25 protein-coding genes are annotated in these 20,395 nt (G+C 68.5%); 12 read left to right on the top strand and 13 right to left on the bottom strand.

Features of this window, described 5'->3' with window-relative positions; translation table 11 throughout:
• Positions 1-52: 52 nt before the first annotated feature.
• Positions 53-1,096 (bottom strand): chymotrypsin family serine protease, encoded by a 1,044-nt coding sequence (locus tag BW733_RS17980; RefSeq protein WP_152024730.1) that lies wholly within the window; start codon positions 1,094-1,096, stop codon positions 53-55.
• Positions 1,097-1,217: 121 nt separating this feature from the next.
• Here BW733_RS17980 and BW733_RS14445 point away from each other — a divergent pair, with 121 nt between their 5' ends.
• Genes BW733_RS14445 through BW733_RS14435 form a run of 3 tightly spaced genes read left to right on the top strand, consistent with a single transcriptional unit; the run spans position 1,218 to position 2,790 of the window.
• A complete protein-coding gene (locus tag BW733_RS14445; RefSeq protein WP_077351562.1) occupies positions 1,218-1,412 on the top strand; it encodes an antitoxin VbhA family protein in 195 nt (64 codons plus the stop codon).
• Between the two features lie 56 nt (positions 1,413-1,468).
• Positions 1,469-2,215, top strand: a complete 747-nt coding sequence (locus BW733_RS14440) for a Fic/DOC family protein (RefSeq protein WP_202970219.1) — start codon at positions 1,469-1,471, stop codon at positions 2,213-2,215.
• Positions 2,212-2,790 (top strand): recombinase family protein, encoded by a 579-nt coding sequence (locus BW733_RS14435; protein WP_077351558.1) that lies wholly within the window; start codon positions 2,212-2,214, stop codon positions 2,788-2,790. Before BW733_RS14440 ends, BW733_RS14435 begins: the two co-directional genes overlap by 4 nt.
• A 12-nt stretch (positions 2,791-2,802) precedes the next feature.
• Here BW733_RS14435 and BW733_RS14430 read toward each other — a convergent pair whose 3' ends face one another.
• Positions 2,803-3,345: a hypothetical protein gene (locus BW733_RS14430; protein WP_152024729.1), complete on the bottom strand. Its 543-nt coding sequence runs from the start codon at positions 3,343-3,345 to the stop codon at positions 2,803-2,805.
• Between the two features lie 750 nt (positions 3,346-4,095).
• On the opposite strand from BW733_RS14430, the gene BW733_RS19075 reads away from it, so the two are divergent.
• Both BW733_RS19075 and BW733_RS14415 read left to right on the top strand, forming a co-directional pair.
• Positions 4,096-4,569: a helix-turn-helix domain-containing protein gene (locus BW733_RS19075; RefSeq protein WP_202970218.1), complete on the top strand. Its 474-nt coding sequence runs from the start codon at positions 4,096-4,098 to the stop codon at positions 4,567-4,569.
• Positions 4,570-4,579: 10 nt separating this feature from the next.
• Positions 4,580-4,966 (top strand): VOC family protein, encoded by a 387-nt coding sequence (locus BW733_RS14415; RefSeq protein WP_077351552.1) that lies wholly within the window; start codon positions 4,580-4,582, stop codon positions 4,964-4,966.
• A gap of 39 nt (positions 4,967-5,005) precedes the next feature.
• Here BW733_RS14415 and BW733_RS18350 read toward each other — a convergent pair whose 3' ends face one another.
• On the bottom strand, positions 5,006-5,182 hold the full coding sequence (locus BW733_RS18350) for a hypothetical protein (RefSeq protein ID WP_161490251.1): 177 nt from the start codon (positions 5,180-5,182) through the stop codon (positions 5,006-5,008).
• Positions 5,183-5,334: 152 nt separating this feature from the next.
• A complete protein-coding gene (locus BW733_RS14410) occupies positions 5,335-6,051 on the bottom strand; it encodes an HAD family hydrolase (RefSeq protein WP_077351550.1) in 717 nt (238 codons plus the stop codon).
• 215 nt (positions 6,052-6,266) lie between these two features.
• Here BW733_RS14410 and BW733_RS19820 point away from each other — a divergent pair, with 215 nt between their 5' ends.
• The 7 genes from BW733_RS19820 to BW733_RS14380 all read left to right on the top strand — a co-directional run bounded on the left by BW733_RS19820 (position 6,267) and on the right by BW733_RS14380 (position 13,672).
• Positions 6,267-6,884, top strand: coding sequence for a hypothetical protein (locus BW733_RS19820; protein ID WP_077351548.1), 618 nt, complete (start codon positions 6,267-6,269; stop codon positions 6,882-6,884).
• A 6-nt stretch (positions 6,885-6,890) separates the two neighbouring features.
• Entirely contained in the window at positions 6,891-7,856 is a 966-nt protein-coding gene (locus tag BW733_RS18345; RefSeq protein ID WP_161490250.1) for a hypothetical protein, read from the top strand.
• Positions 7,853-8,980, top strand: a complete 1,128-nt coding sequence (locus BW733_RS14400) for an energy-coupling factor transporter transmembrane component T (RefSeq protein WP_237268215.1) — start codon at positions 7,853-7,855, stop codon at positions 8,978-8,980. Before BW733_RS18345 ends, BW733_RS14400 begins: the two co-directional genes overlap by 4 nt.
• Positions 8,977-10,533, top strand: a complete 1,557-nt coding sequence (locus BW733_RS14395) for an ABC transporter ATP-binding protein (RefSeq protein ID WP_077351545.1) — start codon at positions 8,977-8,979, stop codon at positions 10,531-10,533. Before BW733_RS14400 ends, BW733_RS14395 begins: the two co-directional genes overlap by 4 nt.
• A complete protein-coding gene (locus BW733_RS14390; RefSeq protein ID WP_077351543.1) occupies positions 10,520-11,365 on the top strand; it encodes an ECF transporter S component in 846 nt (281 codons plus the stop codon). Before BW733_RS14395 ends, BW733_RS14390 begins: the two co-directional genes overlap by 14 nt.
• Positions 11,366-11,565: 200 nt before the next feature.
• Complete coding sequence (locus tag BW733_RS14385) at positions 11,566-12,999, top strand: prenyltransferase/squalene oxidase repeat-containing protein (protein ID WP_077351541.1); 1,434 nt, start codon at positions 11,566-11,568, stop codon at positions 12,997-12,999.
• 478 nt (positions 13,000-13,477) lie between these two features.
• On the top strand, positions 13,478-13,672 hold the full coding sequence (locus BW733_RS14380; protein WP_077351540.1) for a hypothetical protein: 195 nt from the start codon (positions 13,478-13,480) through the stop codon (positions 13,670-13,672).
• 344 nt (positions 13,673-14,016) lie between these two features.
• On the opposite strand, the gene dprA is transcribed toward BW733_RS14380, so the two are convergent.
• The 9 genes from dprA to rplS all read right to left on the bottom strand — a co-directional run bounded on the left by dprA (position 14,017) and on the right by rplS (position 20,218).
• Positions 14,017-14,955: a DNA-processing protein DprA gene (gene dprA, locus BW733_RS14375; RefSeq protein WP_161490249.1), complete on the bottom strand. Its 939-nt coding sequence runs from the start codon at positions 14,953-14,955 to the stop codon at positions 14,017-14,019.
• A gap of 161 nt (positions 14,956-15,116) precedes the next feature.
• Positions 15,117-16,652, bottom strand: a complete 1,536-nt coding sequence (locus BW733_RS14370; protein ID WP_077351539.1) for a YifB family Mg chelatase-like AAA ATPase — start codon at positions 16,650-16,652, stop codon at positions 15,117-15,119.
• Positions 16,649-17,020, bottom strand: a complete 372-nt coding sequence (locus BW733_RS14365) for a YraN family protein (RefSeq protein ID WP_077351537.1) — start codon at positions 17,018-17,020, stop codon at positions 16,649-16,651. Before BW733_RS14365 ends, BW733_RS14370 begins: the two co-directional genes overlap by 4 nt.
• 89 nt (positions 17,021-17,109) lie before the next feature.
• Positions 17,110-17,430: a DUF2469 domain-containing protein gene (locus BW733_RS14360; RefSeq protein ID WP_077351535.1), complete on the bottom strand. Its 321-nt coding sequence runs from the start codon at positions 17,428-17,430 to the stop codon at positions 17,110-17,112.
• A gap of 12 nt (positions 17,431-17,442) precedes the next feature.
• On the bottom strand, positions 17,443-18,084 hold the full coding sequence (locus BW733_RS14355) for a ribonuclease HII (RefSeq protein ID WP_077351533.1): 642 nt from the start codon (positions 18,082-18,084) through the stop codon (positions 17,443-17,445).
• On the bottom strand, positions 18,084-18,863 hold the full coding sequence (gene lepB / locus BW733_RS14350; protein WP_237268214.1) for a signal peptidase I: 780 nt from the start codon (positions 18,861-18,863) through the stop codon (positions 18,084-18,086). The genes BW733_RS14355 and lepB overlap by 1 nt, the downstream gene beginning before the upstream one ends.
• 116 nt (positions 18,864-18,979) lie before the next feature.
• Positions 18,980-19,414: a S26 family signal peptidase gene (locus BW733_RS14345; RefSeq protein WP_162494730.1), complete on the bottom strand. Its 435-nt coding sequence runs from the start codon at positions 19,412-19,414 to the stop codon at positions 18,980-18,982.
• On the bottom strand, positions 19,327-19,569 hold the full coding sequence (locus BW733_RS20165) for a S26 family signal peptidase (protein ID WP_161490248.1): 243 nt from the start codon (positions 19,567-19,569) through the stop codon (positions 19,327-19,329). The genes BW733_RS14345 and BW733_RS20165 overlap by 88 nt, the downstream gene beginning before the upstream one ends.
• 298 nt (positions 19,570-19,867) lie before the next feature.
• Positions 19,868-20,218, bottom strand: a complete 351-nt coding sequence (rplS, locus tag BW733_RS14335; RefSeq protein ID WP_077351526.1) for a 50S ribosomal protein L19 — start codon at positions 20,216-20,218, stop codon at positions 19,868-19,870.
• Positions 20,219-20,395 lie beyond the last annotated feature (177 nt).

The following is a 20,395-nucleotide window of genomic DNA, read 5'->3' as shown; positions in this document are numbered from 1 at the left end:
GGGGCTCGCCACGAGGGAGAGCCCCACCACGCAGATAAACGCAACCGTTCTATTAGCCAAGATAGACAGAAGCGCTAAGGGATGCGCTGATTGTCCCGATCTGGACGAACTCACACCTGCTCCATTCGCCGACGTGCTGCCCCACGGCCACGATGTTTCCGTCGCCGCGAGCGTAGAACCATGGCCCGCCAGAATCCCCAGGCTGGCAGACGTTAGAGTTGGTCCGAGCGAGGACAGTCGTTGATCCATCAAGCATTGTCCGAGGGAAATGCCCAAGAACGGTGGTGGAATGGTATCCGCTCGTGCGCCCGTATAGAGCAACCACCTGGGTCGCCGGGACACTCGACTTATATTCCTTCACCGTCCGAGGATCGTTGTACCCGACCCAAACTCTTGGGCGGAAGCTCGTTCCGGATGCGGCGCGTATGAGTTGTGTATCGGCCGCGATGTTGAAGAAGTATCGGTTACCCACGGTTGTTCCGGGAGGGGTCTTCCATGTCTGAGTGGCTGGCTGTGGGCTGGCGAGCTGATAGCAATGTTCCGCTGTGGACCCCATCTTCTCTCGCGTCGTCCACTTGTCCCAGGTAAACCCGGAAGTACAGAGACCCGTCCCGCTGTTGATGGCAGATCCGCCTGTCCAGGGTGATTGATCTGCGCCGCTAGTCTGCCATCCATCTGAGGTGGGCGGCTCTTCAGTTGCCACCCGCACCGTGGTCGGCACTCCCAAAAGGGATTCAGAGGACCTTCGTGGCAGAGGTGCACCTTCGGCCAAGGTCACATCTAGTCCCTGATCGGTATAGCCGATTTCCTGCGGCACGGAGCCGAAGACTTCTTCCGCGAGGGCATGGTCTTCGAAGAGTTGAATGGTGGTCTCTTCAAGGTCCTGCGTGGTGTAGTCGACTGCGTCCAGTTTGATTTCAATAGAGCCCTGGTCCAACTTCGAGACAGACTCCACGAACGCTGTAGCCTCTGGCTCTTCCGCGTTGTACCGCTGCAGGGGGACAACGAGGCCCGGCTCGACGTTGCTGGGACGTGAACGATGGTGAACCAGTAACGGTCGTTTTCGGCTCATCGACGACGACGAGATCTGCGACATGGAGTTGAGCGGCAGATGGCGTGCCGAAAACCCCCACCGAAACCCAAACCAACCGAAACCGCCTATGGAACGTTTTCGGCTGGGCTGGTAGAATAGAAGTGCCCATAGAACGGAGCAGACCATGGCTGCCACCACCCGCACCGCCCCCAGCCAGGCCGAGGCCGACACGAGGCTGAGCTTTGCTCGCGCAGCCTTGGGCGTCGCCGGTCATGAGGTCACCGATCCCGTGCTGAAGGACCTGCTCGAACGGGTTGCTCGGGAAGAGATCACTGCGGAGCAGGCTGTTGCCGACGCGCGCCGTCACGTCCAAGGGTGATGGCGCGCTCAGGCTCTTTCCGTACCTGGGATGACTACTTCATCCCAGGTACGTCTGTGTTGCGGAACAAGTTCACGAGTCCCGGGCACCCGTACGGCGAACCCGATCCGGCAAAGCTGAAGGTCCTCGAGGAGATCGCGACGGCCGTGCGGATCATCGAGCTAGGCAATCAGATCACCGGGGCGTTCGACTACGACCACATGAAGGCGATCCACGCGCATGTCTTCCAGGACGTGTACGAGTGGGCAGGTCAGGAGCGGGTCGCGCCGGTGGGGCAGTTCATGACCAAGGACGGTCACGCCTACTACGGGGCGGGGCCGTCGTTGACGGCGGCCGCGGAGGCGGAGTACGCGAAGTTGGCTCGGAAGAGCCTGCTGCGTGGGCTTGAGAAGTCCGTCTTCGTCTCCGAGCTTGCGGAGAGCTGGCGGGAGGTCAACGTGGTGCACAGCTTCCGGGAGGGCAACACGCGAGCGCAGTTCGTGTTCTACTCGCAGCTGTCCCGCCAGGCCGGCTACGAACTGGCAACCGATCAGTTCGCGCCTGGCGCTGCGTTGCGAGACGAGTTCGTCCAGGCGCGGTTCCACGGCCAGGACACCGGACGAAATGATCGACTGGCCGCGGTCCTGGACAAGGCCGTCCTGCCCGCACCGCAGGTCCCCAGCGATGCACCGAGGGCTTCGATTGGGCAGATCAGGGCAACCCTGCAGCGGGTCGCCGCCGCTGAGGAAGCCGGCAGGCACGAGCGCCACCGAGCACCCGAGCCGGAGGCCCGCTCCCGCGAAGAGTTGGGGCGGGAGTTGTGACGAAGATCGGCTACGCCCGGGTCAGTACCCGGGAGCAGAACCCGCAAGCGCAGGAGGCCGAGCTCCGCGCTGCCGGGGCTGAGCGGGTGTTCGTCGACCACGGCGAGTCGAGCAGACGCTCAGATCGGCCGCAATGGCTGGCGTGCCTGGACTACCTCCGCGCGGGGGATCAGTTAGTGATCCGGGCGTTGGACCGGATCGCCGGCACTGAAGTGATGGCGATCGAGATCCTGCACGACCTGGGCCGTCGCGGGGTCAGTGTGAAGAGCTTGACGGAACCGGCCTTGGATGTGGACACGTCGACGCCGGCCGGGCAGGCGTTCGTGGGGATCATGGCCGTGTTCGCTCAGTTCCGGGTCGACCAGATCCGCGCGAACACGAAGCGAGGACTGGAGTACGCCAGGGCCCAGGGAAGGGTCGGTGGTCGCCCCACTGTGATGACGCCGGAGCGCGTCGAGCAGGCCAGACGGATGCGCAAGGAAGGGGCGAGTATCAGCTACATCGCCAAGGTCCTCGACGTCGGCGCCAGCTCGGTCTCCCGCGCGCTACGGCAACCCGCCTCACACGCCGAGTAGTAGCACGGCAGATTACGTGGCCTGATCAGCCCAACCGGCCTGATCCATCCACCAGGGCCACCGGCTGTCGTCGACGGGTATGTGCTCTCCCGGCTTGGGGACCAGGGCTGAATGAACCCATCCCTCAACAGGCAGGGCATTTCCCTGTCTGAGGCGGTCGATCCCGTCGAAACTGCGACCGTCGGATACCAGGCCTCGCTCGGCGCGGCTCATCGCCTCAGCATCAAACGTGCCGGCAGCTCGTCGCCATTGCTCGAGATCGACAGGCTCAAGGAGTTCGGGGCCGTCGCCGTGGTTGTGGACTTGCCACACCTGGCCTTGCGCGTCCCTGAACCGGCAGTAGAGGTCCACTCGGGCGGTGTCACTGCCCGAGAACATCCGTGCGGCAACCCAGAACTTTGCATCGGGATGCATCGGGCCGAGCCCTATTGGTCCGAAGGTAGAAGGTCCCATCACCACCTTGACCATCAGGTCTCGGATGGGTTCTCGGCCGGCGTTGAGCACGGTCGCCATCACATCGACTCCCGCGATGGGGGTGTCCTCTTCCAGAGGCACTGCCGAAGTGTCGGTCCTCATAGCCTCGATCGTTTCGTCTGTGATGGAGCGGAGCGGCGAGGTCACGACGTCGACGACGACGAGGCGGGCTTGCCGTAGTTGCTGTTCCTTGGCTGAGGTCCGATCGCGCTATCGTTCCAGGTCGACCATCCCTTTGGCGGTGACAGCCGCCCAGCCGGCAAAGATCGCCGCCGCGGCCGTGGCGAGGGTGCCGATGATCTCGATGGCCAGTATGAAGCACTCCAGCGCGTGAGCGTATCCACCGGGCTTCCGCCGTCGCGGTGGGAGTTGGTCTAGCTGTACTGACCGGACACGTTGATCGAGTCGCTACGGGCGTGGCGGTCGTGACTGGCGGGCGTGTAGCGACACCACAATGGTCGTCAGTCAAGTCTCTGCTTCTGGGCCAGGGTTTGCCTAGGGTGGGTGCATGCCCGTCTGGCAGCCAGCGATCCCGCAGGGGTTGCGCCCTCATCTCCTTTCCTGGGCAGGGTATGACTTCACCAGTAGCGACACTGACCACCACGGGGTTCCCTCGTTGGGTGTCACGGTGGTGCTCTCGTTCGCGGAGCCGATCAACTGTGGCTGGCTGCATGGCGGCGAGCGGCATCGCCTGGACGTACTGGTCTCCGGCCTCCACACCACTGCGGCCCTGATCCAGTCGAGGGGGCGCCAGCAGGGCCTCGAGTTGTCGATCCACCCGCTCTCGGCCCGTCGGCTTCTTGGACGCCGGCCGGAGAGCTGGCCGGCTCGATGGTTGATGTGAAGGATCTCCCGTGGCCCAGGCACCTGCTCGACCAGCTGCGGCAGTCAACGTGGCCGCGACGGTTCCACCTCTTGGCGGCATTCCTCGCCAAGAGGCTCGACCAGCATTCCCACACACCGCGGGCAGACATGGTCGAGGCACTCTCGCGGATTCATCGAGCCGGGGGTGTGATCCCCATCTCCGACCTGGCTCAGTATGTTGGCCTGTCCAGACGGCGTCTCTCTAGCCCGTTCGCTCTGGAGACAGGTCTTTCGCCCAAACAGGTGGCGCGCATCGCTCGCTTCAACCACGCCAAAGACCTCGTCCAGAGTGGTGCCCAGCTCTCCGACGTCGCTGCCATGGCCGGCTACAGCGACCAAGCGCACCTGTCGCGCGAATGGAAGTCGATGACCGGGTGGACGCTGCGCCAGTCGAAGGCCGATTTCCCATTGCTTCAAGACACCGACACGCTTCCAGGGTGAGGCTGGAGCCATGACTACACCACAGCTCTTCCACTGCCTGCGCTACACCGATGCCGATCGAGGCATCGACTTCCTCCAAGCCATCGGCTTCACCACTGCCATGATCGTGCGGGATCCTGATGACTCGACCTTGGTGGCCCATGCGCAACTTGCCTGGCGCGACAACGGTGGCATCATGCTCGGCTCCGCTCGGGACGATGACCCGCATTACGGACCGGGGATCTGCAACCTGGTGGTCGCCAGCGATGGGGACGTCGACAGCCTCTTCACCACGGCCCTGGCACACGGCGCAACCACCGTCACCGAACCCAACGACGCCCCCCACGGAGGGCGCAACGCATGTGTCGCTGACTTCGATGGCCACTGGTGGAACCTCGACTCCTACCCGGGAGCCTGAAACGGGAAAGCTCCCCTCGGCACCGTCATGTGCCACGGCTCACCAGCTCGTGCACATCTCGATGAGCCCTTCCAGGACGGCCACCTTCGGCCGCGCAGGGCGATGGGCGCGGACCACGCCTCCCATCACGCGCCGCACGTAGCGCGGGTAGAGGTCCACGAACCCCTCGATGGCCTCGTCGGTGCACTCTGCTTGGTCGTTGCAGATCGTCGGCACGGCGTCTCCTCGGAAGCGTCGCCGCACCACCGCGGGCACCGCCTCCGGTGGCGTGGACCGCGCCTGACAGGTCAGGCGGGTCGATCCTTCCGATCCTGTCACGCCGCCCGCGGCCGCGGGCCGGTTTCCACGACGTTCGGGCCTCGGTCCCCTCAGAGTTCCGCGATGTCCCCGGGCGAGCCCTTGCCTCCGGTGTCGCCGACGGGCGCGGGAGGCGATGGAATCAGTTCCTCCACGAGATCGACGGTCAGCTCGTCGAGGGTCTGCAGGACGGTCGTCTTCTCGAGCAGCTCGGCCGACGGCGGGTGGAAGTGCGGCGGCACGGCGACCACCGTCATCCCGGCGGCGAGCGCCGAGGCGATGCCGTTGGTCGAGTCCTCGATTGCGATGGTTCTGCGGGGATCGACCCCGAGCAGCGCACAGGCCTTGATGAAGCCGTCCGGGGCGGGCTTTCCGCGGTCGACCTCCTCCGTGGAGACGCAGACCTCGATCACGTCGTCGATGCCGAACACCTCGATGAAGGTGTCGATCAGCACGCGCGGCGACGAGCTGGCGATGGCGAGCGGGTAGCGGGCGGCCATCCTCCTGACCGACTCGATGGCGCCCGGCAGCAGCGTGATGCCCTCACGGTAGTGCTCGGCCATCTGCTCGATGGTCAGCCGCGCGACCTCTTCTGGCGGGTAGGGAAGGCCGACCTCCTCGGCCAGGAACCGGCTCCATTCACCGGTGCTCATCCCCATCATCGCCTGGGTCGCACCCTCGGGCCATTCGATGCCCGCGTCGGCGGCCATCCCTTGGCGCACGCCGTCCCAGACGGTCTCGGTGTCGGCGAGCGTTCCGTCGAGGTCGAAGATGATCGCGTCGGGCATGGGGGTCCTTCCTGGGCCGGTACGGTCTCCACCCTAGCGCTGGGGTAAGGTGACGCCCGTCAGGCGGATGAATCCGGTGAGATCCCGGAGCTGTCGCGCAACCGTGATCCCGCGAGCCTCGCGGGGAGTCGGACCGCCGTCTGGCGTCAGGTTGATCCTCCGTCGCACAAGCGGACAAGCCCCGTGGCCGACGGACCAAACGATTCGAGGGCCACATGTTCCGCCACTCAAAGCCCGCCGCGCTGACCGCGGCAGCCATCCTCACCGCAGGCCTCGCCGTCCCGGCGGTCACCGCGAATGCCGCGCCGGCCACCGCCGCCGAATGCGTCCAGGCAGGCCTTGTCTGGGTGCACGTGCAGTACGACGAGACGACCACCGGCGCGTGCGCCGAGAAGTTCCGCACCGCCCAGGAGGCCCTGCTCGACACAGGCCTGACCACGCAGACCGACGCCTACGTCACCGAGATCGACGGCCGCACCGCCAAGGACAGGGAGTGGTGGTCGGTCTACTCGAAGAGCCCCGCAGATGGCGCCTACCCGGCGGAGTGGGAGTTCGCGCAGGTCGGCCTCGGGCAGCTCGAACTGTCCGCGAGCGACGTCCTCGCGCTCGTGCTGCAGCCTGACTGGGAGGTCGATGCCGTCGCCCCGACCGCCGACCCGGTCGAGGGCGTCACCCTCGACGCCACGCCCACTCCGGAGCCGTCCACCCCCGCAGCCACGCCGAGTCTCGTGCCGTCGACCCCCGCTGCCACCCCGAGCGCAGCCACGCCGACGCCCGCGAAGCCGACCGTCGCTCCCACCGTCAAGCCGGGCCTGCCCGACTCGGGAGTCTGATCCCTGATGCGACGCACCACCGCCGCCACCGCGGCGGGTCTGCTCGTCCTCGGCTCGGCCTGGATCGACAGCACCCCCGCGGCGGCGGACGTCACCGCCGGCGCGTGCACCGATGACGCAGGCGTCACGCTCGTGGTCGACTACCAGGACCTCGGAGGCGAGACGATCGTCACCTGCATCTCCGGGGTCGAGCCGGGCACCTCGGGGCTGCAGATCCTGCAGTTGGCCGGGCTGAATCCCGAGGGCACCCTGCACGACGGGCCGAGCTTCGTGTGTCGGATCGGCGGCAGGCCCGGCGTCAACGAGACCCTTCCACTCACGGGGGACCCGACCTACCGGGAGCGCTGCGGGCAGACCCCGCCGGACGGGGCCTTCTGGTCGTACTGGCACGCAGACAACGGCGGCAGGTGGACCTTTTCCCAGACAGGAGGAGCGGCGCACGAGGCGATCCTCGGTGGCTACGAAGGGTGGTCGTTCTCGCTGAACAAGGCGAAGGACACCAACCCGGCCCCCAGGGTGAAGCCCACACACCCCGTCGCCGAGCCGACGACGGCGGCGCCCGAGCCGGCCGAGCCTACGGCCGCGGAGACCGGACAGGCGCCCGAGCCGACGCCGGAGGCTCCCGCCTCCAGCGCGGAGGTGCCGAGCGCCGAGCCGACGAAACGCCCCACCACTGCGTCGGCGACACCGTCAGCGAGGCCCACACCGTCGCGCTCGGCCGCGCCGACGCCGACGCCCAGCCCGACCCCCACGCCGAGCCCGTCCCGTTCCCCGATCCAGTCGCCGACGCCGACCCCCACCCCGAGCCCTTCGCCGACACCGACGCCCACGCCGAGCCCGTCCTCGACAGCGGCGCCAACCGTGCCTGCCGAGCCAGCAGGGGTTCCGCTCGGCACCTTCGTCGGGGTCGGGGTCGTCGCGGCGATCGGAGCCGGAGGCGGCATCGTCTGGTGGCGACGACGCGGACTGTGATTCAGCGCTACCTGCTGCCCCGCCAACTGCACCCGTTCGCCTGGTGGGGCTACGCCCTCGCCATCGCCGTCGCCGGGTCGACCACGACGAACCCCCTGCTGCTGCTCGGGTTCATCGCCGTGATCTGCCTGGTGACGGTGTCGCGGCGCGGCTCGAACCCCTGGGCGCGATCCTTTCGCATGTACCTGTACCTGGCCGCGTTCATCATCGTCGTGCGGATCGGATTCCGGGTGCTGTTCGGCGGGGCGGACGGGCCGACGATCCTGTTCACCCTCCCCGAGATCCCCCTGCCGAGCTGGGTGCGCGGGATCAGGCTGCTCGGCCCCGTCTCGCTCGAGTCGGTGCTGAGCGGCTTCTACGACGGCGCCCGGCTCGCCATGATCGTGGTCTGCTTCGGCGCGGCCAACTCGCTCGCCAACCCGAAGAAGCTGCTGGCCAGCCTTCCCGGGGCCCTCTACGAGCTGGGCACCGTGATGATCGTGGCCGTCTCGGCCCTCCCCCAGCTCGGAGAGTCCCTGCAGCGGGTGGCCCGGGCGCGGAAGCTGCGGCGGGCCCCGGCGACGCGCACGCGCCGGGAGCGGCTACGGGTCGTCGAGACGATCATCGTTCCCGTGCTGTCGGACGCGCTGGAGCGCTCACTCTCGCTTGCGGCATCGATGGATGTGCGCGGCTACGGCCGCACCGGTACGCAGACCCCTCGGGACCGGGCGCTGTCCCTCGGCCTCGCTCTGGTCTCCATGGGCGGGCTCGCTGTCTGGGCGTTCCGGTTCCTGGGCGGCGTGCCCGATCTCCGCCTGCTTGACATCCCGGTGATCTCCACCGTCCTGCTCGCGGTCGGGGTCGGCGCGGCGGTGGCCGCCCTGCGCATCTCCGGGCGCGACGTACAGCGCACCCAGTACCGCCCGATCCGTTGGGGGCTCGCGGAGACGCTCGCCGTCGCCTGCGGCGTCATCCCGGCCGTCACCATCTACCTCAGGGCGAACTACGCAGACGCCTGGATCCTGTTCCCCTCGGTCTCACCATTCCAGTGGCCCGCCCTCGACCTGCCGCTCCTGCTGGTCCTGATCGTCGCCGCCCTTCCCGCCTTCATCACGCCCGCTCCCGAGATCCGGAGGTCTGCATGATCACCTTCGACGACGTCAGCCTCCGCTACGCCAACAACGAGGTGCTCCGGCTCAGCCACGCCAGCTTCGAGCTGGAGGAGGGCGAGTTGTGCCTCGTCGTCGGGCCGACCGGCAGCGGAAAGTCGACCCTGCTCGGCTGCATCAACAACCTGGTCCCCCGCTTCACGGGGGGCGTGCGCACCGGCCGCATCGTCATCGACGGCAGGGACACCACGATGCTGCAGCCCCGGGAACTCGCGACCACCGTCGGCTACGTGGGCCAGGATCCGCTCGCCGGCTTCGTGACCGATGTCGTCGAAGAGGAACTGGCCTACTCGATGGAGCAACTGGGGTTCCCGCCCGCGGAGATGCGCCGCCGCGTCGAGGAGACGCTCGACCTGCTCGGCATTGCCGACCTGCGCGCGCGGCCGCTGCGCACTCTGTCGGGCGGGCAACAGCAGCGCGTCGCGATCGGTTCGGTGATCGCCAGTTCGCCGCAGGTGCTCGTCCTCGACGAGCCCACCTCCGCGCTCGACCCGATCGCCGCCGAGGAGGTGCTCGCCACGATCAGCCGACTCGTCCGCGACCTCGGCACCACCGTCGTCATCGCCGAGCACCGGATGGAGCGCGTGATCGAGTTCGCGGACAGCGTGCTGCTCGTCGGTGACGAGGTCAGCGTCGGAGAGACCCGCGCCATGCTGCGCACCTCTCCGATCAAGCCACCGCTGGTGGAGTTGGGGGTGGAGCTCGGCTGGTCGCCGCTGCCGCTGACGATCCGGGAGGGGCGCAGGGCCGCGTCGGCCGAACGCCAGCGCTGGCGCGACCAGCCGCCGGCACTGCCTGCTCCCCTGCCGCACACGGACATCGCGCTGCGCGCGCAGGGCATCATCGTGCGTTACCCCGAGAAACTCGCCGTGTCCGGCGTCGACCTGACCCTGCACAAGGGCGAGGTGACGGCGCTGATGGGGCGCAACGGCTGCGGCAAGTCGAGCCTGATGTGGGCCATCCAGGGTGCGGGTCGACGCGACGGCGGCACCGTCGAGCTCGCAGACCGGATCGCGCTGGTCCCGCAGACCCCCGCCGACCTGCTCTACCTCACCTCCGTCGAGGCGGAGTGCTCGATGAGCGACCGCAACGCCGAACTCGAGGCCGGCACGACGCTGGCCCTGCTGCGGCGGCTCGTCCCGACCATCGACCCGTCGGCCCATCCGCGCGACCTGTCGGAGGGGCAGAAGCTCGCCGTGGTGCTCGCCGTCGAGCTCGCCGGGGACCCGCCCGTCGTGCTGCTCGACGAGCCCACCCGCGGCCTCGACTACGCCGCGAAGGCCGAACTGAGCCGCATCATCGCCGACCTCGCCGCGGCGGGCCGGTCGGTGCTGATCGCCACCCACGACGTCGAGATGGTCGCCGAGACGTGCGAGCGGGTCGTCGTGATGGCCGAGGGCGAGATCGTCTCCGACGGGCCGACCCGCCCGGTGCTCGCCGGGTCGGCGCTCCTCGCCACGCAGGTCGCGAAGGTGGCAAACCCCACCCCTGTGCTCACCGTCAGGGAGTTCGTCGATGCCTCGCGCTGAGTCCCTGGAGATCCCGGACCCGGTGATCGGCGTCGCCCTCGGCTGGCGGACCTGGCTGGTCATCGCGCTGTCGACGCTGCTCGGGCTGTTCGCGTTGGGGTGGCCGCTGATCATCCCGGCCGTCGACGTCTCCCCTCAGCACGCCGAGGACGCGCCGTTCGTCTTCGCGGCGCTGCTGCCGATCATCCTGCTCCTGGTGATCGCCCAGGTCGCCGAGGGCGGACTCGACTCGAAGGCGCTCGCGGTGCTGGGCGTCCTTTCCGCCATCAACGCCGCGATCCGACCGGCACTCGGGGCGGGAACGGCGGGCATCGAGTCGGTCTTCTTCCTGCTCGTGCTCGCGGGGCGCGCCTTCGGGCCAGGGTTCGGCTATCTGCTGGGGTTCACGTCGCTGTTCGCCTCGGCCCTGCTCACCGCGGGCATCGGCCCGTGGCTTCCGTTCCAGATGCTGTGCGCTGGCTGGGTGGGGCTGGCCGCCGGGCTGCTGCCAAGACGGGTAAAGGGCCGCTGGGAGATCGTCATGCTGATCGTCTTCGGCATCGTCTCGGCCTACGTCTACGGCGCGCTGATGAACCTCTGGTTCTGGCCCTTCATCTCCGACATCGACGCCAACGGCGTCCCGGGGAGCCTGGACTACATCCCCGGGGCACCGATCGGAGAGAACCTCACCCGGTTCGGCTGGTTCACGCTGATCACCTCGACCGGCGGCTGGGACACCGGCAGGGCGATCACCACGAGCCTCGCCATCCTGATCCTCGGACGACCCGTCCTGACGGTGCTGCGGCGCGCGTCCGGGATGGCCCGGATCGCCGCCCCCGCCAAGACCGGCTGAGCCGAAGGACGCTTCCTCGAAGCCGCCCGCACAGTCCCGGGTGACAGCGTGTTACGCTCAGCAGGCCGAGCGTGGAATCCGGTGCGAATCCGGGACTGACGCGCAACCGTGACCCCCTCGTCGGGGCAAGTCGGACCTGGGCTCGGCACACACGGATCGTCCGCGGCAGATGGCCAGCGGAATGACGCGAAAGGATCCACATGCGTGCACGCGCACGGCTGCTGACAGCCGCACTGGTCGCCGGAGTTGCGATCGCCCCCTCCCTGCCCGCCAACGCCGAGAGCCACGACGCCGACAGGGCCGTCGCGGCGGTCGCCTGGATGGCCAAGCAGACCTCGGCCAAACACAAGATGCTCGAATCGGTCGCCGGAACCGCGGACCCCGGCCTCACCCTCGACGCCGTCCTCGCCGGCCTCGCCGCGGGCGCGCCCCAGGCCACGACCGACGGCTGGCTCAAGGCCGCCGAGGGCCCGTTCAAGGAGCGGGTCATGGCAAACGCCAACTACGGGACCCAGCAGGACAACGGCATGATCGCCAAGGCGCTGGTCGCGCTGTCGGCCTCGGGACGCAGCACTACCTCCTACGACGGGATCAACCCGCGCGCCCTCACCGCTGCCTCGTTCAACGGCTCGGGTGAGGCCGGATGGTCGAAGGGCACCAACGCCTTCGGCCAGGGCTACGCCATGATCGGCCTCGCCCGCACCGGCACCCTCCCCGCCTCCACCGTCTCCTTCGTCGCGGGCAAGCAGTGCGCCGACGGCGGATTCCCGATGAACTTCACCGCGGGCAAGGGCTGCACCGCCCAGTCCGACCCGGACGGCACCGCGCTCCTCGTGATGGGCCTGCGTGCCGCGAAGGCGAAGGGCATCAAGGCCGCCGACGCGCCGCTGACGAAGGCCGTCGGCTACCTGAAGAAGCTGCAGCGCGGCAACGGCTCGTACTGGGGTGCCCCCGTCTACACGGAGGTCGAGAACGCCAACACGACGGGCCTCGTCGCAGCCGCGCTGTCCGATCTCGACTCGGGAACGGTCGCGAGGACGAGGACCTGGATGGGGTCGATGACCATCACCAGCGGCGCCGACTCCGGCGCCATCGCCTACAGCGCCGCCGACAAGGCGAAGGGCATCACCAACCTGAACCGCGGCACGTGGGTGCGTGCCACGACCCAGGGCCTCTTCTCCTACGCACCCGTCGACTTCTACCGGCTCAAGCGCGGCGGCTTCGACGTCTATTCCACGCCGGGGCAGCACACGCTCAACGGTCGCCAGTGGCGCACCAGCTGCGAGAAGTACTCGGCGACGACCCGCTGCCGCACCGACATCCAGGCGACCGTCATCAAGCAGGCGGCCAACGGATCCTTCTACGCGAGCAACGGGTGGACGTTCAACAACCTGACCTACCAGCCCTCAGCCCGCGCGATCTGGAAGGGCAACCCGCTCGCCACGCCCGGCACGCACGTGGTCAACGGCCGTAAGTGGTTCACCGAGTGCGACAACGCCAAGACCGGACGCAACGGCTGCCGCAGCTACACCGAGACCAGCTACATCAGCAACGTCGCGAAGCCGGGTCAGCCCGCCAGGTACGCGTGGACGAAGGGCATGGTGTTCAACAACATCGTGCGCTTCACCGGCTGAGCGAGCCTGGCCCTTCCGCCGGTTACCCTCACCTGAGCAGACCGGTCGGAGGGGCCATGACAGCTGAAACATCCGGGCCGGCCGGCGCCATCAGGCGCCGCCCGGCCCACATCGTCGCTGTGCTCGTCCTCGCGCTGCTCGCCGTGGGCGGGGTCGTGCTCTGGTGGCAGTCCGCCGACCGACCAGACGACCTCCCGAAGCTGCTTGAGCGCGCGACCGCGCAGGTGGACGGCGGCGAGATCGCCATCTTCTATCACGCGCCCGGAATCCTCAACGTCACCGTCGTCACCGACAGCGAGACCCGCACTCTCGAGTACCAGCATGATCTCTGGGGCGACGAGCTTCGCGACACCACCGACCCGGACGCGGCGCCGACGAAGGTTCCGTTCCCCTGCCGCTCGATCGGCTGGACGCCGAGGGGATCCTGGCGCGGACTCCGGACGCCGGGGCGTGCGAGCGCGAGCGGGTCGGGATCACCGTGCAGGCGACCCCGACCGGGCAGCCCCTGGTTACCTACCGTTGCTCCCTCGACACCACCGCCCCCGACCTTGCCGTCTACCTCGGCGACGTTCAGCAGGCGCCCGCCCCCGTGTCCGGGGACGCGGCGCTCGCAGACGAGGCGTCCTGGAATGCGTGGCTTCAGACGGCTGAGGCCGCCATCGGCGGCGCCTAGTACTCGGTCATGGTTGCGGCGGGGGACGACGCCCGCAACGTCCAGATCGCGGGAGACGCGAAGGCCTTCTTGGGCGATGAGCCCTGCGACGGGGCCGTGCTGCAAGCACTGGTCCCGGGCCAGTCGCGCAGCCTTGTGCAGTGCGTTCCTCCCCTCGTGGACTACGAGTCCCGTGCTCCGTTCTCCCCTGGCGCGGTGACTGCGGAGGCGCTCACGGCGGTGCTCGCCGGAGACCGGCCAACTGCTCCTTCAGTGCGTCGTCGACGGCGAACCTCTCGCCTTCGACCTGGCGACCGGAGATCGCGTCAGCTGACCGGCCTCGGACCGCGAGCCCGCCCTCATCCTCACCTCCTTCCTGGCAGGGTGAACCCTCCGTCGACCTCGTCGAGCCACCCCTGCTCCACCAGCTCGCCCGCGTTGGCCAGCACGTCGAACATCCGCTGACCGGTGCGCGCCACGAGCTGGGCCGCCGTCACCTCCTCTCTCGGCTGGACCGCCTCACGGATGGCCAGCAGATCTGGGGCCAGCCTGTCCAGGGGTCGCTCCGCTCCCCGACCATCCCCCTGGTCAGCCGACCCGAGCGGCCCGAGCACCTCCTCCACATCCGCGGCACACGTGCACAGGATCGCCGCCCCGTCGCGGATGAGCCTGTGCGGCGTGACTGAGATCGACGATGTCACCGGGCCTGGCACGGCGAGCAGCGCACGCCCGAGCGCGCTCGCCCAGGAGGCCGTGTTCTTGGCCCCGGATCTCGCGGCCGCCTCAGTGACCACGACGGCCTCTGACAGCGCCGCGATGATCCGGTTGCGGGCAAGGAACGCGTAGCGCGTGGGACGCGCCCCAGGTGGCAGTTCGGAGACCACGGCGCCTGAGCGGGTCATCGACTCGGCCAGGATCCGGTTGGCGGCCGGATACGGGTCGTCGACGCCGCTGGCCACGACCCCGACGGTGAGGCCACGCACCCCCAGCGCTCCCCTGTGCGCAGCGGCGTCGACGCCGAAGGCCAGCCCACTGATCACCACCCGGCCACCGGATGCGAGGTCGGCCGCCACCTCGAGCGTCACGTTCTCCCCGTAGGCGCTGGCGGCCCGCGCACCGACGATGGCGACGCCACCAGCCAGCCCGCTGAGCGGCAACCCCCGGACCCAGAGGCCGACCGGCTCGCCCGCCTGCCCTGCAACGCTCACCTGGCCCAGGTCCTCGAGCTGGAGCGGCCACTCGTCGTCGCCCGGAATGATGAACCTGGCACCGCAGGCCTCGGTGGATCGCTCGAGTTCGGCCACGTCGATCGCCTGCGCCCTCCTCCCCCACGCTGACTCATCAGCCCTGGCACGGAACCCCTCCCACAACTCCGCCGCGCCGAACCTGGCCAACGCCCGGGCGAACGCGGGGGTACCCAACGGTTCGAGGGCACAGAGCGCCATCCGTGCTCTCCGCTCGTCGATCACGAGACGGCCCTCAACTGCTCGCCCTGACGCAGGCGCAGGGCTGCGCGCAGTTCGCGCGGACCGATCCGGTCATGACCGGCCAGGTCTGCCAGCGTCCACGACACCCTGAGTACCTTGTCGACGCCACGCAGGCTGAGCGCCCCACGATCGAGCGCCGAGTTCAGCGAGCCGAGATCCTCGGGCAGAGGTAGTTCCTTGCGCAGGTAAGGGCCTGCCACTTCGCCGTTGGTCGACCAGGGCGTGTCCGCCAACCTCCGCGCCTGCCGCTGACGCGCCTCGGCCACCCTCTCCGCAACGACGGAGCTGGGTTCAGGAGGCGAGGCAGCCACATCGAGCAGGACCCGCTTCGTGCTGACCATCTGGTGCCGGATGTCGATCCGATCGAGGATCGGCCCGCTGATCCGTTCCTGGTACCTGCGCACCTTCACGCTGTCGCAGGTGCACTCCAGCCCGGCCACTCCATGGTTGCCGCAGGGACACGGGTTGGCTGCGAGGATGAGCTGGAACCTGGCCGGGAACAGGGCCGTCGCGCGGGCCCTTGAGATGATGATGCTGCCGTTCTCCAGCGGGGTGCGCAGCGCGTCGAGCTTCGGGCCGAAGTCGGGGCACTCGTCGAGGAAGAGCACGCCCCTGTGCGCGATGGAGATGGCGCCTGGTTTGAGTTCGCCTGACCCACCGCCGAGCAGCGCGGCCGGTGTCACCGAGTGGTGCGGATCGGCGTACGGCGGCCGCGACAGCAGCCCGGTGAGCTGATGCCCGGCAAGGGAGTGGATGGCGGAGACCTCCAGCGACTCGTCCTGGGTGAGATCGGGCAGCAGCGAGGTGAGGCGCGAGGCCAGCATCGTCTTTCCAACCCCCGGCGCTCCGTGCAGGTACAGATGATGCCGCCCGGCCGCGGCAACCTCGAGCGCGAACTTGCCGTCCTCGTGGCCGACGACATCGGCGAGGTCGGGTGGGATGGCCGACGCCTCGACCGGCGGGAGCGACGCGCTGGGGGCCGACTCGCTCGGCGAGTCGACAGGCCGGCCCCGCAGGATCTGGACCACCTCCGTCAGCCGCCCGGCTCCCCATACCGTCAAGCCGGGCACGAGGGCTGCCTCCTCGACCTGCGCACTCGGCACGATCGCGTGCTCGAAGCCCGCCTTCGCCGCGGCCAGCATGGCGGGGAGCACGCCGCGCACGTTCCTGATCCGGCCATCGAGGCTCAGCTCACCGAACAAGATGGTGCTGGCCACCAGCGGCATCGACCATCGGCTCTCGGCGAGGATCGCCGCGACGGCGATCGCCACGTCGAAGTGCGAACCGGTCTTCGGCAGGCTCGCCGGAGAGAGATTGATGGTGATCAGCTGCGGCGGCCACGGCAGTTCGAAGGCGGTCACGGCCGCCTTGACCCGCTCCTTCGCCTCCCGGAGCGCGGTGTCGGGCAGGCCGACCAGCTGGGTGCGCGGAAGGCCACCGCCCTTGGCGGCCTCCACCTCGATCACCGCCCCCTCGATGCCGGTGAGCGCGACCGACCAGGCCGAGCCTCTCACAGTTCCTCGATCCCGCGGGCGTGGATCAGTTCGCAGTCACCGCCACGGGGCCACACGAGGCCTATCGCGTCGACCCGGAGCCGCCTGGTGCGCACCCGGCTGCCGCGGGCATAGATGGCCGCGAGTTGGCGCAGCCGCATCACCTTCCGGTAGGTGATGGCCTCGAGCGGGGTGCCGTACCCGGTGCCGGAGCGCGACTTGACCTCCACCACGACGAGGGCGTCTGCCTGGGGATCGCGGGCGACGATGTCGACCTCGCCCTCCCGGCAGCGCCAGTTGCGCTCGAGTATCTGCCAGCCGAGCGAGCGGAGATATTCCTCCGCGCGCTGTTCTCCCCTTCGCCCGAAATCGTGGCGTCGATCGGTCATGGGTGACCACCTCCACCCTCACGATCAGGCGGAGCGTCACCGGTTTTGCACTATCCACAGGCCGAGTTTCCGGCCGATGCTGGAGAGCATCAGGCGCGGGCGTCGCCCTCGGGGACCTCGAGGTCGGAGTGCACGATCTCCTCGATGGAGACGTCACGGAAGGTCAGCACCTTCGCCGACTTCACGAAGCGGGCCGGTCGGTACATGTCCCACACCCAGGCGTCGCCCATCGAGACCTCGTAGTAGACGTCGCCTCCCTCGGTGCGCACCTTGAGGTCCACCGCGTTGCAGAGGTAGAAGCGTCGCTCCGTCTCCACCGCGTAGGTGAAGATCCCGACCACGTCCTTGTACTCGCGGTACAGGTCGAGTTCGAGCTTGCTCTCGTACTGTTCAAGGTCATCGGCGCTCATGGTGAGCCAACTCTATCCCAGTGACGAACGGCCTGCCGGGGCGAGGCGGGCGACATTGTCGAAGCACCAGCGGTGGATCGGTGACGGGCCGACGGCGTCGAGCGCGGCCTGGTGCACCGACGTGCAGTACCCCTTGTGAATGTCGAAGCGGTAGTCGGGGTAGGTGTCGTGATACCCGGTCATGATCTGGTCCCTTGTCACCTTCGCCACGATCGACGCCGCGCTCACGCAGGCGCTGACCTTGTCGCCCTTCCACATCGCCACCCCGGGCACGCCGAGCCCGTCGACGGGGAAACCGTCTGTGATCACGAAGTTGGCAGGCACGTCGAGCCGACCCACCGCCCTGCGCAGCCCGTGCAGGTCGGCCTGGTGCATGCCAAGTTCGTCGCACTCCTCAGGGTCGACGATCGCCACGGCGACGGCGACGGCCCGCTTCTGGATCACCTCGTACATGCGTTCCCGCGCCGCAGGCGTGAGGGCCTTCGAGTCGTCGAGACCGGGGATGGGTCGGTTCGGGTCGAGGATCGCGGCCGCGGCGACGAGCGGGCCTGCGCAGGCCCCGCGACCGGCCTCATCGGCCCCCGCTACGGGGCCGAGACCGGCTCGGAAGAGCGCCCGTTCGTAACTGTAGGCGCCGCGGCCAAGACGGATCATCAGCAGCCGGACTCCACATGGATCAGGTCGGGCTTGTCGGGGGCGGGCTCGGTCGGCTCCGGGACGTCCTTGAACGTCGGGGGGACGGTGAAGGTGGAGAGTCGGTCGAGCGGCGAGACGATCGCCACTGCGGCACCTACCACCTTGTCGACCGGGACGAAGGCGTCCTCGCCCGGGTTGCGGCCCACGTTGCCGAGCCGGCAGCGCGAGTCGTTCGAGGCGTTGCGGTGATCTCCCATCACGAAGATCCGGTCCTTCGGGACGACGATGTCGAACGGCACGGTCGCGGGAGCGACCTGGATGCCGTCCTCGGCGAAGAGGTAGGCGCTCTCCTCGAGCTGAACACCGTTGACCTCGATCCGCCCCTCGTCATCGAGCCGGACGTGGTCGCCCGGCATGCCGATGACGCGCTTGATCAGGTGCTCCGTCCCGGAGTTCGGCAGCACGCCGATGAACTCGAGCGCGATCTGGAACTTGTTGGTCACCGGCGGGCTCGGAGCCAGCCAGTTGCCCGGGTCCTCGAACACCACCACGTCGCCGCGCTGGAAGCCACCGAACTTCGCCACCAGCACGCGGTCGTTGACCTGGAGGGTGTTCTCCATGGACGTCGAGGGGATGACGAACATCTGGCCGACGAAGGTGCGAAGCAGCGTCGCGATGATGATCGCCCCGACGAGGATGAGGACCCCCTCTGTGAGCCATCCGAGGGCGCGACGGCCTGCGCTCGGCTTCGGCTCCTCGGTGGGGGCGTCCGCTTCGTCGTGAGTAGTGGCTTCCACAGAATGTCCTTCGCGAGTGGCTGGGTGCATAGCGAGCATACCGCCGCCGCGTTCGGGTCAGCCTCGCCGAACCGCCGTGCGGCAGGCGGTCGCCGTCGGAGCCCGCGCCGCAGGGGTCAGCAGCCCGGCTCGACGTGGATCAGTTCCGCCCTCTCCGGCGGCGGCGCGTCGGCGTCGGGCACGTCGTCGAACGAGTCGGGCACGCTGAACGTGGAGAGCCTCTCCAGCGGGGAGACGATGGCGACCGCGGCGCCGACCACCTTGTCGACGGGGACGAGGGCGATGCTGCCGTCCCCGTTGGCGAGACGGCAGCGAGTCCTCGGAGTTGTTGCGGTGGTCCCCATCACGAAGATGTGGCCCTGTGGCACGACGATGTCGAACGGCACCGTCGCGGGTGCCACCTGGACGCCGTCGCGCGCGTAGAGGTAGTCGGCCTCGTCCAGCGCGGCCCCGTTGACCTCGATCAGTGCCTGCTCGTTGAGCCGGACGTGGTCGCCTGGCATGCCGACTGCGCGCTTGACGAGGTGTCCTGTGCCCGAGTCGGGAAGCACGCCGACGAACTCGAGCGCCCTCGCGAGGCCGTCGGTGTTGGGTTCGGCTGCACCCAGCCAGTGCCCGGGTCCTCGAAGACGACGACGTCACCGCGCTGGAAGCCCCCGAACTTCGCCACGAGGATCCGGTCGTGTACCTGCAGCGTGTTCTCCATGGACGTCGAGGGGATGACGAACATTCTGCGCGACGAAGGTACGCAGCAGAGTCGCGATCACGACCGCCCCGACAAGGATCACCGCTGCCTCGATCAGCCACCGCAGCGCGCGGTGTCCGGCTCCCGGCCTCGGCGCGTCGGCTGGAGCGTGAGCGTCGTGCCCGCTGTGAGCCACCAGCTCGCTCCCTCTGGTGGGGATCCTGCGCCTTGAGGATATAGCGGCGGCTCCCAGCGCCGCTGAAATGCAGAACCGCCGGTCGACCGAAGTCGACCGGCGGTTCTGCGAAGCTGACGCGGATCAGACGCGCTTCTCCTTGATCCTGGCTGCCTTGCCGCGGAGGCCGCGGAGGTAGTACAGCTTGGCGCGACGGACGTCACCGCGGCGCTCGACCTCGATCTTCTCGATGATCGGAGAGTGCAGCGGGAAGGTGCGCTCGACGCCGACGCCGAAGCTCACCTTGCGGACGGTGAACGCCTCCTGGATGCCACCGGCGTTGCGGGCGATGACGACGCCTGCGAACACCTGGACACGGGAGCGGTTGCCCTCGATGACGCGCACGTGCACGCGAACGTTGTCGCCGGCGCGGAACTCGGGGATGTCGTCGCGCAGCGACGCCTGGTCGATGTCCAGGATCAGCTTGTTGGTCATGATGTGCCTTCCGTCAGTGCCACAGGTCACCGCGGGTTGTTCTGGCCCGGACACACACAGACTTTCCCCCCGTGGCAGGAGCCGTGCGTGATGGGGTCGCCCGGAGTGGGCAACGACTGACAATTATTGCATCTCCGCGCGGGCCGGGGAAATCAGGCGACGACACTCATACATAGT

It is taken from the genome of Tessaracoccus flavescens, assembly GCF_001998865.1.
GTDB classification, from domain to species: Bacteria; Actinomycetota; Actinomycetes; order Propionibacteriales; family Propionibacteriaceae; genus Arachnia; species Arachnia flavescens.
Note: the sequence above shows the minus strand (reverse complement) of the source record. Positions and strands in the feature narration are given on the sequence as shown.

Bases quoted from the DNA above. Each gene is read 5' to 3' on its own strand.
- BW733_RS17980 (WP_152024730.1), bottom strand. From the start codon at position 1,096: ATGTCGCAGATCTCGTCGTCGTCGATGAGCCGAAAACGACCGTTACTG.
- BW733_RS14445 (WP_077351562.1), top strand. From the start codon at position 1,218: ATGGCTGCCACCACCCGCACCGCCCCCAGCCAGGCCGAGGCCGACACG.
- BW733_RS19075 (WP_202970218.1), top strand. From the start codon at position 4,096: ATGGTTGATGTGAAGGATCTCCCGTGGCCCAGGCACCTGCTCGACCAG.
- BW733_RS14415 (WP_077351552.1), top strand. From the start codon at position 4,580: ATGACTACACCACAGCTCTTCCACTGCCTGCGCTACACCGATGCCGAT.
- BW733_RS14410 (WP_077351550.1), bottom strand. From the start codon at position 6,051: ATGCCCGACGCGATCATCTTCGACCTCGACGGAACGCTCGCCGACACC.
- BW733_RS19820 (WP_077351548.1), top strand. From the start codon at position 6,267: ATGTTCCGCCACTCAAAGCCCGCCGCGCTGACCGCGGCAGCCATCCTC.
- BW733_RS18345 (WP_161490250.1), top strand. From the start codon at position 6,891: ATGCGACGCACCACCGCCGCCACCGCGGCGGGTCTGCTCGTCCTCGGC.
- BW733_RS14395 (WP_077351545.1), top strand. From the start codon at position 8,977: ATGATCACCTTCGACGACGTCAGCCTCCGCTACGCCAACAACGAGGTG.
- BW733_RS14390 (WP_077351543.1), top strand. From the start codon at position 10,520: ATGCCTCGCGCTGAGTCCCTGGAGATCCCGGACCCGGTGATCGGCGTC.
- BW733_RS14385 (WP_077351541.1), top strand. From the start codon at position 11,566: ATGCGTGCACGCGCACGGCTGCTGACAGCCGCACTGGTCGCCGGAGTT.
- BW733_RS14365 (WP_077351537.1), bottom strand. From the start codon at position 17,020: ATGACCGATCGACGCCACGATTTCGGGCGAAGGGGAGAACAGCGCGCG.
- BW733_RS14360 (WP_077351535.1), bottom strand. From the start codon at position 17,430: ATGAGCGCCGATGACCTTGAACAGTACGAGAGCAAGCTCGAACTCGAC.
- BW733_RS14355 (WP_077351533.1), bottom strand. From the start codon at position 18,084: ATGATCCGTCTTGGCCGCGGCGCCTACAGTTACGAACGGGCGCTCTTC.
- BW733_RS20165 (WP_161490248.1), bottom strand. From the start codon at position 19,569: ATGGAGAACACGCTGCAGGTACACGACCGGATCCTCGTGGCGAAGTTC.
- rplS (WP_077351526.1), bottom strand. From the start codon at position 20,218: ATGACCAACAAGCTGATCCTGGACATCGACCAGGCGTCGCTGCGCGAC.